11 protein-coding genes are annotated in these 13096 nt (G+C 60.8%); 2 read left to right on the top strand and 9 right to left on the bottom strand.

The window, feature by feature from the left end; genetic code table 11:
* Window positions 1–172: 172 nt before the first annotated feature.
* From E3T19_RS15345 to E3T19_RS15370, 5 genes are all read right to left on the bottom strand, one after another.
* Window positions 173–775 (bottom strand): TetR/AcrR family transcriptional regulator, encoded by a 603-nt coding sequence (locus tag E3T19_RS15345; protein WP_134409268.1) that lies wholly within the window; start codon window positions 773–775, stop codon window positions 173–175.
* A complete protein-coding gene (locus E3T19_RS15350; protein ID WP_134409269.1) occupies window positions 772–1824 on the bottom strand; it encodes a saccharopine dehydrogenase in 1053 nt (350 codons plus the stop codon). The genes E3T19_RS15345 and E3T19_RS15350 overlap by 4 nt, the downstream gene beginning before the upstream one ends.
* A gap of 208 nt (window positions 1825–2032) precedes the next feature.
* Window positions 2033–2608, bottom strand: a complete 576-nt coding sequence (locus E3T19_RS15355; protein ID WP_241980293.1) for a recombinase family protein — start codon at window positions 2606–2608, stop codon at window positions 2033–2035.
* 572 nt (window positions 2609–3180) lie between these two features.
* Window positions 3181–3390 carry a hypothetical protein gene (locus E3T19_RS15365; protein ID WP_134409271.1) on the bottom strand — a complete coding sequence of 70 codons (210 nt, stop codon included), beginning with the start codon at window positions 3388–3390 and terminating at the stop codon, window positions 3181–3183.
* A 47-nt stretch (window positions 3391–3437) separates the two neighbouring features.
* Complete coding sequence (locus E3T19_RS15370) at window positions 3438–5951, bottom strand: MMPL family transporter (protein WP_134409272.1); 2514 nt, start codon at window positions 5949–5951, stop codon at window positions 3438–3440.
* A 151-nt stretch (window positions 5952–6102) separates the two neighbouring features.
* Here E3T19_RS15370 and E3T19_RS15375 point away from each other — a divergent pair, with 151 nt between their 5' ends.
* The gene (locus E3T19_RS15375; RefSeq protein WP_134409273.1) at window positions 6103–6669 is read left to right on the top strand and encodes a TetR/AcrR family transcriptional regulator; all 567 of its coding nucleotides are present in this window, start codon (window positions 6103–6105) and stop codon (window positions 6667–6669) included.
* A 497-nt stretch (window positions 6670–7166) separates the two neighbouring features.
* Here the strand turns inward: E3T19_RS15375 and E3T19_RS15380 are convergent, their stop codons facing one another.
* Window positions 7167–7937 (bottom strand): DeoR/GlpR family DNA-binding transcription regulator, encoded by a 771-nt coding sequence (locus E3T19_RS15380; RefSeq protein ID WP_103461470.1) that lies wholly within the window; start codon window positions 7935–7937, stop codon window positions 7167–7169.
* Between the two features lie 30 nt (window positions 7938–7967).
* On the opposite strand from E3T19_RS15380, the gene E3T19_RS15385 reads away from it, so the two are divergent.
* On the top strand, window positions 7968–9152 hold the full coding sequence (locus tag E3T19_RS15385) for an MFS transporter (protein ID WP_198418799.1): 1185 nt from the start codon (window positions 7968–7970) through the stop codon (window positions 9150–9152).
* Window positions 9153–9660: 508 nt separating this feature from the next.
* Here E3T19_RS15385 and E3T19_RS15390 read toward each other — a convergent pair.
* The 3 genes from E3T19_RS15390 to E3T19_RS15400 form a co-directional block, all read right to left on the bottom strand.
* Window positions 9661–10311, bottom strand: a complete 651-nt coding sequence (locus E3T19_RS15390) for an HAD family hydrolase (RefSeq protein ID WP_134409274.1) — start codon at window positions 10309–10311, stop codon at window positions 9661–9663.
* Between the two features lie 228 nt (window positions 10312–10539).
* Window positions 10540–11262: an HAD family phosphatase gene (locus E3T19_RS15395; RefSeq protein ID WP_134409275.1), complete on the bottom strand. Its 723-nt coding sequence runs from the start codon at window positions 11260–11262 to the stop codon at window positions 10540–10542.
* A 1217-nt stretch (window positions 11263–12479) separates the two neighbouring features.
* Window positions 12480–13091, bottom strand: a complete 612-nt coding sequence (locus tag E3T19_RS15400) for a hypothetical protein (protein WP_134409276.1) — start codon at window positions 13089–13091, stop codon at window positions 12480–12482.
* Window positions 13092–13096: the final 5 nt, after the last annotated feature.

The following is a 13096-nucleotide window of genomic DNA, read 5'->3' on the forward strand; positions in this document are numbered from 1 at the left end:
AGGTCAGCTCCAAGAGAGCAGAGTGTGTCGATCTGGGGGACAGCCCAACTCGGCGTCGGCAGTGTCGCAGGAAGCTGAAAGAATACGTCTAAACCAGCTTTCTAGACGGCTAGTCCTGCCGGCTCTGGAGCTCTGCCGCACTCATCGAGTGGTTCGCATGAGACTGGATGAGTTATGGCCTATGAATGACGTCTTGAATTGCGCCCAACAAGACCATGTCGGTGCCCGTGGGCCGCTGTCCGGCAAAACCGGCACTCATGATGACGACTCCCTCGAATATGGTCACAACGGAGTGAGCTCTGGCCCGCCGTGCACCACGAGCCAACCCGGGCCTCGCGCGCTCGATCACGCGCTCGACGTAGCGCACGTACTCACTGTAGAACTCCCGGAGCACCGCGGCGATCTCTTCGTCCGAGGCGGCCATCGCCCATATTTCCACGTACAGGCGCACGACGGTGGGATCAGTTTGTTGCTGCATGATGGCGACGACAAGCCTGTGACTGTCATCGCGTGATACGGGGCCATTGCTGCCGGCGTCCAGGTCAATCCCGGTGGTTTCCCGCATCCACGCCAAGGATCGGTGAAGCACGCGCTGTAGCACGGCCTGCAGGAGGTCCGAGCGGGCGGGAAAATAGTACTGGAGATGGCCGATGCTTACATGGGCCGCTGCGGCGAAATTTCGCATCGTTGCCGTGGCGTTGCCCGAGGTGACGAGCACCTGCTCGGCGGCTTCCAAGAGCATGATTCGTCGGAGTTCACCCTTGTTCGCTTTCACGCGGCGTGAACAATTTTCACGTTGTAAGCCTGCAGTACGGCCAGCGCATCGGTTATGTCTGGACGGATTTCAGGGAAGGTTACGCCCGTCGCGGCGCCATCGGCCAGCACTTGCTGAAGCCCGAGGTATCCGCCCAGGGCGGTCAGGTGTGCTTGGCCGGCGGGGTCGGTGACGACTACTGAGCGGTTGCCGCCCGGGCCGTGCGCATCGATGCGGATCATGGCAGTCCCACCGTGGCCGGGAGAATACAGCAGCGATCGCCGGAGGCCCGTGAACCTAGGGCCGCTGCCCCAGCGGAAAAAACCCACCGCCTTCGCGGCAAGTAGTGCTCTGGATGACACGTTCGAACTGAAGCCGATTCTCGTCGCCACGGAGTCCACGCCGAGGGTGAGTGGCAACGTGAGTTGTTCGGGCGTGTCTAGTCGAGCCACCAGGGTGCGATGTGCGCCGATGTTGGCCCACCTCGCATCGGAGAGCGGAGTGACTATTGCCGCCGCTCCGGCGTGGCGCACCTCATAGTCCTGTCCGAGCCTGTCCATGAAGTCCACCGAGTCGACTCCAGCGCGATCCTTGACGTCATAACGGATGGCAACTTCTATGCTGTCTGCTCCACCGAGTTCGTTACTTAGGGACGCCGCCACGATGTTCACGATGCCACCCATCCAGCCTGACGATAGGAGCACGGGTGCCGTCGGCTGCAGCAGGCTGGCCGTGGTGGCGGCTCGCAGCATCCGACTCGTCCAGCGGGTGACATCCACGTACGGAATGCCACCCCGCACTGCAGCCCGCACGACGCGGTCGTCAGGATCGTTGACTGTGCTGACGATGGCACGAGGTGCGGCGGAGAAGGGTTCCGGTGAGTTGAGATCCCAACGGCGCACGGTGGCGCCGAGATCTGTCGCGAGCTCTTGCCCCTTGGCGGGGTTGCGTCCAGTGAGCAGCAATGGCCACGAGGGCGCACCCAGCCGGGCGAGGGCACTGCCAACTGTGCCGTAACCGCCCACAATGAGGACTGGGCCGAGGGGAGAGTGGGTCAGGAGATCGCTCATACCAACAGATTAGGTCAGATGACCTATTATGGCGAATCGCACTTTTGCCTAACACTTCGCCACGCGCTGCCTACTGTGTGCATCAACGAACTGCGGGTTGGCAGCGCGCCCCTGGGCTTCAGTCACGCGAGCGAGCCAGGCTGGTGGGCTGTGGTCCTCGGCGTGGAGGGGGAGGTCCGTTTTCGGCCTGCTGGTAGATTGAGCCGCTTTAGCTGATTGAGGAGGACTGCTGGTGGCAATAGAGAGTCGCTCGGCTCCTTCCCACGAGGCGGGCTGCGTTTTCAGCGGTGCGCCCGTTTGCTCGCGCGTTGGTGGCGATGGCGAGCTTGTCGGCGATGACTGCCGGGTCTGAAAGGGGCCGTCCGAAGCGGGTGCCGGACTGCCGGGCCGCGGCGATGCCTGCGGTGACGCGCTCGACGATGAGTTCCCGTTCATATTCGGCGAGGGTGGCCAACATGTTCAGCATGAGCCGGCCGGTGGTGGTCCCTGGATCAATGCCGTCCGAAATGGATCGTACATTGACGCCGCGTTCCCGCAGCAGAGTGACCGTGTTCAGGACATCGATCAAAGAGCGTCCCAGTCGATCCACCCGCCACACCACGACTGTGTCGTCAGGCTCGGCATGATCGAGCAGCTTTTTCATCCCCGACCGCTCGATCGCGGTCCTACTCCCGGACGTGACATCGGCGAACTCATCCCGCCTTTGCACCCCGGCGGCAACCTGGACATCCAGCTGGAGCTGAGCGTCTTGACTGGAAATGCTGATGTGGATTGGCCAAGCAATCCCGTGCTTTCATTCTGCCTCGAAAAGCCCCATTCAGAACCATGAGACACGAACAGCGGTGAGGCAACTTTCCGAGAGGCCCGGGCGCCCCGAATCGCGGGGGAATGAGCGGCAGAGGCCTGACACGCCTGGTGTCTTAGAAAGCATTAGGTATTTGATACAGGGGTTGTTGGTCATCATGGGTATGGCGCTTGGTGATGACCTGCTCGCGGCCTTCCGATGGGCGGCGGGCGAGTCGGTCGCGGCCGGGGCCCAAAAGCTCAGTGCTAAGCAGGGACGTCGCGAAGAACGAAGAAGAGGCCTATGAGCCTCAAAAGATGCCGCGCAAAGCGCTAGCTGTCACAAGACAGGCTCACCTGCTCACAATATTCTGGTGTGGTGAGCGGGCGCCGTTATGAAGAAAGCAGCCAAACCAGCGCGGGTGTCGGCCAGGGCAGTGAAAGCTGGTCCATAAGTTTTGATTCGGTCGGCACTCAGGCCCGCAATCACTGCATCGAACGATTGAACCGCGATCATGGCCATAGCAGCAGCGGCGGCAAATCCAGGGGAGCCGCTGAATATGGCACCCGCAGTCACGACCACGAGAGCGGCGCTACCGCGAGCGCGTACTGCGACGGAATACGGGATGCGGCGGTAGAGGACTGCAATCCTGTCAGGGCGTAGCCAAAGCTCGCCAGGGAGCTGACGAGAGTGAGGTTAGCGTGGTTCCACGGCTGCGCCCGCGCGGTCATGACGATGACGACGACGATGACTTGGCCGATGTTTGCCGTCTGGTGGAACACGATCATTCCTAGGGCGAGACCAATTGCAGCCGTCGACATCGGGATCTTTAGAGTCGGGAGGCTGGGTGGGGTGGTTTTGGGCCTGTGATCACAAGGCGCTGGAGCGACACGCCCTCCACATCGATGTTCGGCAAGAGTCGGTCGAGCCGGTTTGGGATCCACCAGGCGGCGTCGCCGAGGAGGTGCATGGCGGCGGGGATTAGGAGCATCCGCACGATAAAGGCATCGAGGAGAACGCCGAATGCCAAACCGAACCCGATCGGTCGGATCGTTGCTGACTCCGAGAAGATGAACCCGGCAAAGACGGCGATCATGATGAGTGCTGCGGCGGTGACTACAGGCCGGCCCAGGCGGAGGCCGCGTTGCACCGCTTCCTGTGCTGAGGAGGCGTGCACGTATGCTTCTCTCATCCCGGAGACCAGGAACAGCTGGTAGTCCATAGCTAGGCCAAAGAGCACGCCGATTTCGAGCATCGGTAGGAAGCTGAGGATCGGGGCGGGGTCGTGGACTCCAAAGAGCGCGCTGAGCCACCCGAACTGGTACACGGCCGTGAGGGCGCCGAGAGTGGCTACGAGCGAGAGCACGAAGCCGGCGGTCGCGATGATGGGAACGAGAATCGAGCGGAAGACGAAGATAAGGATGATCAGGGACAGCGCTAGGACCACGGCGAGGTAGATCGGGAGGACCTCGCTCAGTTTCTCGGAGATGTCGATCTGTGCGCTGGCGGTACCTGCAACACCGAGGGTAACTGCGCCATCCTTCGTCTCAACGGGGGAGAGGTTGCGAAGGTCGTGAATGAGATCTTCAGTGGCGACGCTCGATGGGCCGCCGGTGGAGATAATTTGGAAGGCGATAGCGGTGCTGTCTGGCGATGTGGCGATGGGAGCGACGGCACTCACGTTGTTCTGGGCCGCGATCTTTGTGGCGATGGCAACCTGCTGTTGGAGCAAGGTAGAGCCCGTGGCTGCTTCCGGGAGATCAGCCACGACAACCAGTGGGCCGTTCTGGCCGACCCCGAACTTGTCGGCGATGGTGGCGAAGGACTTGTAAGGGCTGGAGGATGTCGCTTCTGACGATCCATCGGGGAGGCCAAGCCGCATCGTCAGCGCGGGGAGGGCGACGACTCCGAGAAGCGCGACTCCCGCGACGATGGTGAGCACCGCGCGCCGTGTCGACATGGGAGCGGCCTTGATGGTGGTGGCATCTCTTATTTGTTTTCGCTCCTTCTTGCGAAGGATGCGTATGCCGGCCAGTGACAGCATCGCGGGAGTGAGGCTGATAGCGACGAGGATAGCGACCGCGACGGAGACAGCGCCCACCGTGCCCATGAGGCCCAGAAACGGAATGCCGGTGATGTTCAGGGCCAGGAGCGCGACGATGACAGTTGTCCCGGCGAAGACGACGGCGTTGCCAGACGTACCGTTGGCCAATCCGATGGACTCAGCTAGCGGTATTCCCCGGTTGAGCTGGGACCTGTGTCTGTTGATGATGAAAAGGGAGTAGTCGATACCCACCGCAAGGCCCAGCATGACGGCGAGGAGTGGGGTGATCGAAGTGAACTCGACGAGCCCCGAGAACGATAGACCGGCAAGGAGTGCGACACCGAGTCCGACCATCGCGCTGATGAGCGGAAGCGCTGCCCCCAATCCCGTTCCCAGCAGCACAAGCAGCACTATGGCCGCGATGACGATCCCAACGGCCTCACCCGGACCGACGAGGTTGGGTGTGCCTTGAACCAGCTCGTTGGATATGTTGACCTCAACACCTGGGATGCGGGCATCGGCGGCCGCGGCAACGACCTGGGCCTTCAGCTCAGGCGGTACGACGAAGGCATTCTCGGTGAATTGCACTGTCGCAAGTGCCGCCGTGCCGTCCTCTGAGACAAAACGAATGTTCTTTGACATTCCGAGAAGTGAGGATCCGAGATCGAGTTTCAAACCAGGCTCTGTCAAGGACTCAACGGCAGAGTCGAGGTCGGCCTGCTGAACAGTCAGGAGCGTCCTCTGGGCGTCGAGGAGTTGCTGTTGTTGCGCGAATTGCGCCTGAGCGTCGGCGGAATCGTCCGCTTGGGAGCGTGCCGCGTCGAGTTGCGCGTGCGCGCCGGCGAGCTGCTGCACGCCAACATCAAGCTGGCCCTGCGCCGCGTCGAGCTCGGCTCGTCCGGCAACGAGCTGTGCCCGCCCGTCCATGATCTGCTGGCGCTGATCGGCCAGTTCCGTCTCGATCGCGAAAGGATCCGTTGCGGCGTTGATGCCCGAGAATTTAGCAATATCGGTAAGCAGGGCGTGGGCTTGTGCCTTCTGCGTCTCGGTGAAGGGTTGACCACCGGTGGTGGAGAAGACGAGGGTTCCAGTCCCTCCACTTACCGCTGGGAACTGCTCCTCAAGCTGTTCGCTCACCTTCGCCGTCGGGGTACCCGGAATCGTGATCGAGGACGAGATCGTGCCCGCGAACAGCGCATAACTGGCACCAGACAGCACGAAAATGACGATCCAGGCAGTGATGACGCTCCACCGCCGCCGCGCGGCGAATCGTCCGAGACGATAGAGAAGACCAGCCATGTGGAGAACCCGTTCCGTTGGGAGGAAGTCGTGAGATCACGAACCATTTTCGTTATACACACTGTATAGTCAATTACTATACAGGGTGTCGGTTTATGCTGTACGAACTGTAAAGTAACTAAGACCATCTAGGAATTAGGGAGCATTCACCGTGGCACGAGTCGCCCGCACCACTCGTTCCGAGCAAACCGCTCAGGCCAAGCAGCGCATTCTCGAGGTTGCCGGCACGATGTTCGCCGAGCACGGCTATGACGGCACTTCCATGCAGGACGTGGCAACGGAACTCGGGCTGACTCGAGCCGCGCTGTACTATCACTATTCGTCGAAGGCCGACATCCTGAGCGAGATCATTGAGGCCGAGACGTCACAGTTCCTCGCGACGCTAGAGACCATTAGCGCTATCAAATCCCGAACCGCTCGAATGGATGCGACAATAACGGCGCTGGTGGCCGCTGGGCTCAATCAGAGACTGCGGATCGTGTTTCTCGTCTCCGATCCCGCTGTAAGCGCCCTTCCGAGTCCCGCCAACGGTCGGCCAGACGTCTTCGATCGCGTCGCCAAGGTGATCTACAGCGAAACGCCAACCCCGGAACAGGTGTTCGCAGTAACTGCCGCATTCATGTCGTTTGCGGCAATATCGACCTTCCCGCACCTCACGGATGAGCAGCTCTCGCCCATCCTGACGCGTGCACTGCACCGCCTACTCCGGGTTCGTTAGGTTCCCGGACCCACACCGTTCGCCGCACGCCGGCCAACGTTGCAACCGGAGGAGACATATTGAGTCACAACAACACATGCGTGAAGTCGACTTCGATGTGCTCGCCCCCTGGTCGAACAACACCAGGTCAAAAAGGTCGGATAAAGGCAGGAACATCCGGCCAATCGCCTCGCCCACGGTGCGTCGTAAGAGCCACCTTCTGTGCATCCGGCGGAGGGGCAGTAGCCAAATGCCGGTATTTGGCGTGTGCGGCGATGTGCCGCCCGCCGCTCTCGACGCCATCGATAACACCTCACTCTGACGTTGTTGCTACGACCCCTTGAAGCCGCCCATGGGATACGAGACAGCGCGAAGCGAGTGCGGCTTGGGCAGTTATCCCGTGGTAGCCCCCCTCGTGCACTGCCTCTGGGATCGCTTCGATCCGCCTCGCACCACTCGGGCGAGAAGTGATCCCGGCCTTAGCCGCCACCAGGAGAATTCCCAGTTACCTGCTCGCGTTACGCGAGCTCTTCGGATGCCACGATTACGGTGGCCCCTGCTTCCCTTGCGTCGAATATGACTTCAGCGGGCACGTCGCGGGTGGTGACAATCGTGTCGAGGTCTTTTAGGCTGCCAAATCGGTGAGCGGCTGTGCGTTCGAACTTGTCGGGGGTGGCGACCAGCACGACGCGCCGGGCGCATTCGATGGCGGCCCGCTTAACTTGAGCGTCTCCCCATCCGGCTACCGTTAGGCCGGTTTCCGGGTCGGCTGCGCACGCTCCGAGAATAGCGAAGTCAAACCTCATTGCCCGAACCGCTTCCGCTGCACCCGGTCCCGTGAAAGCCAGGTCGTCGGGTCCGACCACACCCCCCGGCACGATCACTTCATTTCCCGGCGTCCGGGCCAGCGCGGCGGCGGCATGTAGAGACAGCGCCATTACAGTGATGCCAAGGCCGGACAGTCCTTCCGCAACAGCCAGCGCCGTCGTGCCGTTGTCAATGAGCACGGAATCGCCGGGCGAAATGAGGCCGGCGACCGTTCGAGCCAGCATCATCTTCTCGGCTGCGTCAGCACTACGGCGAATCTCGAATGGATACCGCGCTCCACGGCTAAGCGAGGGTGCGGCACCACCCCGAATACGTCTCAGGGCGCCTTGCTCGGACAATTCCACGAGATCGCGCCGGATGCTTACGGCAGAGGCGCCCGTGAGGGTAACCAGATCGTCGACGGTACGAACACCGGAATCAACAGAGCGAATGATCAATCGGTGGCGTTCTGATCGTTGCACGTGATCATTCTAGATCGTAAAGTGCTCGCTATGACGAAGACAGGCAAAGTCTCAAGAGCGGGTCCAGCGGGTGTGGGAATCATGTTCGCGAGCAACGGGGCCGTCTTCGCAGCGCTGCTCCCGTGGTACCCGCTGCTGTCCCAACGGCTGGGTCTCGGCGCAGCAGAGTTTGGCTTGATCGTGGCAGCTTTCGCTGTCGGCGCGATTGCCTCATCGGCTCTGCCATCACCGCTCATAGCTCGATTCGGGGCGATACCCGTAGCCGTGCTCGGCACGGCACTCGTGGGCGCCTCGGTTGCCGCAGCGGCCTGGGCTACCTCTGGCTGGATGCTCGCGGGGACCATTTTTCTCATCGGCTTCTTCGACGCCATCGTGGACGTAGCTCAGAACATTGCCGGCATCAGAGTTCAGGATCTGGCCGGGCGATCTATCCTTTCGTCGATGCACGCGCTGTGGAGCCTCGGCGGAGTCGCCAGCGGCGCCCTAGCCACCCTGGCCGCAGCTGGAGGGGTAGACGTGCGAGTCTTCCTCGCGGTGGTTGCAGCAATTTGTTTCCTGCTCGCCATCGCGGGCGGTTGGTTGATCGGGCCAGCCGCGCAGGCGCCCGAGGCGTCGGCCGCGGATGCCGCCCGGCCGCGTGGGGGCATGAGGCTCGCATTCGTGGCCGCATTGCCGCTTATCGCAATTGCGATCTGCGGGACGATGCTGGAAGACGTCGCGAACAACTGGGCAGCTATGTCAGCGGTGCAGATCGGAGGGATGCCGGTAGCCCTCGCCGGCCTCGCGTTCACCGTCACTATCGGCAGCCAGTGCGTAGGTCGATTCTCAGGCGATCTGCTTATCAATCGTTTCGGGCGGAGTGCAGTTGCACGCTTGGGCGGGCTCCTTATCGCGACGGGTGCGCTGCTTGTCGTCAGCACGCACGACCAGGTCGTTACCCTGCTGCTCGGCCTCGCGATGGCCGGCTATGGCTCCGCCACGCTCGTCCCCAGCGCGCTGACGGCCGCCGCCTCACTTCCTGGAATCAGCGCGGGGGCCGGGGTCACTCTGGTCAGTTGGCTCATGCGGATCGGATTCCTCGTCACCAGCCCCCTCGTGGGCGGCCTAACGGAAGCCACAGATCTCAGATGGGGCCTCTGTGTGCTGATCGTGGTCGGTGTAGTGGTTCTTCTTCTCGCGCCAAGTCTCTCGCGCTCGAGGAAAACGATGGCCTAGACGCTCATTGCCCTCCCGCACACCACCAACATAATTGATTCGCCCACGCTGAAGGAGTACGAAAATATGAAACGGGAACTTGCACCGAGCACCGTTCGACTGGCACGACGAACGCCGCTCTCTCAATTCCTCGCACCCGCTGGCGTTGCAATCAGAAGCCCAGCCGCCACCGTTGCTTCTATCTGGTCGGCGGCAGCTGAGACGGCTTCTACTGCTTGGTTTGCAGCCCAGTCCAATGACTTCCGCCTCGAGGAGCGATGATCGTGGCCTGGATCATCCTGAGTATCATTCCAGCAGATCCGATCAAGGATCTTTGCCGCCGCCCATGAATGTATGAGCGCTCCGCAAGCCGGATCGTCAGTGAAACGGCGAGCGGGACCTGATTAGTGCTCAGGGGCTTTTGGCTTGCGCCGCTCAGCTGTGCCGCGATCGGAGCTGGGCGGAAGGCTTTTGCCCAGCGACACAAGGACCCCCGTCACGCGCCGACGAACGTACGATAGACGATCCCTCAGCGCGACACGTGTGGGTGAGGGGCAGCGACCGTGTTGTGTCCGATCAGGGGGAGAGCATCTTCAGGTCGTCGGAGCGTGACGGTGGCCGGCGCCTTTGGGTCGTATAGGTGTCCCCATGCGGCCGCAGCTCCCACTGCTCCAGCCGATTGCGCTGCCTGAAGATCAGTGGGAGCGTCGCCGATATAGATCACGTTGGACAGCGAGGCCCCTGCGGCCTGTGCTGCACGAACTACACCGTCTGGTGCGGGCTTGGGGTGCTGAACGTGATCACCGCCGATAAGGAGGTCGACGTCAATTCCTGCAGCATCAAACAGGATGCGAGCCGCTCGGGAACTGGCTCCTGTGAAGACCACGACCTGTTGTCCTAGCCGCCGAACTTCAGCGAGAGTCTCAATGATTCCAGCGTAAGGCTCGATTTGCTGGCCTCGAAGACACTCATAGTAGAGGCTCATTTCCTGGTTGGTAACCGGTCGACCGACAAGGTGTGGAAGCATCACCTCCGGTACGCCAAGAGAGTATGCCGCGACGACTTGATCGCGATCAATATCGCGCGCTCCAAGCTGATGAGCGACAGTCACGAATGCCGCGGGCACTACGTGCGTCGAGTCCAGTAGCGTCCCATCCATATCCCAAATCAACTGAGCCATAAAAGCACCGTAGCCCGAATGCAAAGCTCGGCGACAATCACGGCATGTAGATGCACTCTTCAACAGCGCAGTGATCGTCCGACGCTCGGTCCTTCACCTTGCCGAGGCGACGTCGATGGGCCGGCTGATGGTCAACGTGCTGACCACTTCCGCATGGAGTACGAGCACGAGTTAATTGAAGAGCGGATCAGTCCAAACATCAACTGTCGCCAAGCAAAGCGGGCGCGACTAGAACATTCCGGGTGCAGTGACGCCACGTCGGGAACCAAATAGGTGCAATACGTCTTTCACGGTTTTTCCGTGGAGTGTGTCCCAAAGCGCGTGATCTTTTCCTTCCTCGAGCGCGACGTCGTTGGGCACCCCTAACGCGACTGCGCCAGAAGCGATCGCAGCCCGAAGGCCCGTGATCGAATCTTCAATTGCCAGACAATCAGCGATATCGACGCTAAGACGGGCCGCCGCAGTCAAATAGGGTTCTGGGTGAGGTTTCCCTTGCGAAACATCATCGCCGCTCACGACGGTGGAAAACGTTAGGTCGGCTTCAAGCGCCCGCACGACGACATCGACGAGGCTCTTCGAAGACGTGGTCACAATCGCCTGGCGGATGCCCGCGTGGCCGAGACTCCGGAGAAGTTCGCGGGCCCCAGGCCTCCAGACAATTTCCTCGCGGAGGGAGTTAATGACCGCGGTCTCCAATGCCTGAGCGATCGCGTCATCATCTAGGTCCACCCCCGCCGACCGCAGAGCCGCTACCGTCTGTTCCATTGTTGAACCTACTAGTGCAGTGACATCGGCCTCCGTCCAACGACCGCCGTATTGTGCCGCCAATCGGTGTTGAGCTTCTCCCCAGACTGACTCCGAGTCGATGATCGTCCCGTCCATGTCCCAAAGCACCGCCGCCATCTCAGCGTCATGAGTGACCGCCGACAAGGGAGCGGTGCCACGATGCATTCGAGGGCCTACAGGAGTGGAGTCCACAAGTCATACTTCCGTTCAGTCGATGAGTGGATCGGCCCACTCGCGGCTAGGTTATTCCAAATCGGCGTGGATCATCGCCAGCATGGCGGCTGCCGGAATCCGGCAGCCAACGCACCGTAGCGGTGGAAGGAGGGACTGATCGTTCGGCCAAGTCTCATATAGCGCGCGTGAGCACTGAAAGTGTCTCGCAACCCAAGCGCCTCATATCCCATGGGATGCAAGACGCTGTCTGGGAAAACCCCAGCTCGTGTCCGCGGGGTGGCGCCGCCGCTGAGACGACTTTTAGGGATGACTACTTATCGTGCGGTGACGAGCACTCTGCTCCCGTACAGGGAACCGTCCGAGTGTCTCGGAAAGCTGTACTTTTCTGAGACTGCTCCTTGTGCGCCGTCAACGTCGCATAACTAACAGTGAGTGCGATATCCAACCAGGAGGTTATGCAACGAAGTTACGAGATCATCGCTCCGCGAGATTCCGCGGTTCGTGCAGGGGTCTGTGAACGGGGCCGTGAGACGCCTTATATCCGTAGGGATTCGAGACAACAGGATGCCGTGCCCGACGTCGTGCGTCTGATTCCCACGATGCCGCCGTGGCTGGCGGCATTTTGAGATGGTTGCCAGCGGAACCAGAGGCAGCACGACGAAACACTGCCGAGCCGGCCCAGTCAGATGGCTACAGCATCGCTGTTGGCTACTCCAAAGGCGCAGTCGTTCCCCGACGAATTGGGGTTACCAGAGTTCGAGGAAGCCTATACGGTGCTCCACGATTGCCATCTTGGACAGCGCCAACCAGGGCGGCGGCGGCCTGCGAATAAATGGCCTGACGATTATCCGTTGGATGAATACAATCAGATTCACATCAAACCACCCAAGACAAGCCCCCAATGTGGCCCTGGTTTTCCAGAACAACACGACCCATGCAATGCAGGCAAGTGGAACGACTATCCAAAGAAGTACCATGCGTATCACCACAACCAGTACTTGCACTGGTATTTTCACTTCACTCACTAGAAGCCTCCCAGCCAATCCGTCCGATGGTCGCCCCCGGGGAGCCACACCAAGGAAGACGCCCTTCATTTGTATCTGGACCTGTCTCGCATCGGTAGGGTTTCGAGACACGTCATTGCGTTGCTAGCGCCGGCCCTTGGAACTTCCGCAGGACGGGAGATGCCGGCGCCCGGATTTGAACATTCAGGAATCCGCGTCATGCCGAGGACCGACTGGGACTCTATAGAGCGCTTCTTTCATTCCTTCCGTTGACAGGTTGTGGTGGCGGACATTTCGAAGGTTTAGTTGGAGGCGGTTGTTGCGGTGTGCTGTTGTGAGTTCGAGATCGATCGCCGGGTGACCCCGGTACCCGTCACTGACTTGTCCTACTGCGGCGGATTTGATATGCGAGGAAGCCAAAGTCAGAGTCGGTCCCTCTGCACCGGCCTCCCAAAAGGTGACGTCGGCCGGACCGAAGCGGACTCCAACAGTGGGTATCGATAGATAGGCCGACCCGTGTAGTCGCCAGCCGAGCTTGCCCAGCTGGCTCCTGACGGACGGATAAACGAAAGCTATGAAGTGCGCAGCGTCTGGATCGTCCAGGGTCATCAGGGCCCACGTCTGGCTCGACTTCCTGCGACGTAGCCAGGCAACCACCGCCATGAAAGCAAATAGGACTACCAAGACGGGCATCCCACCACTCATCCAGAGGAAGAGTGCGTTTGATGCACGGGAAAATCGCCAAACAGCAAGCCACCCAAGCAGCACCCCAATCAAAACGATCGGTACCACTACTGGCCAGTTGACTTTCTTCATTTGGT

It is taken from the genome of Cryobacterium sp. TMT4-31, assembly GCF_004403385.1.
In the GTDB taxonomy this organism is placed as follows: domain Bacteria; phylum Actinomycetota; class Actinomycetes; order Actinomycetales; family Microbacteriaceae; genus Cryobacterium; species Cryobacterium zongtaii.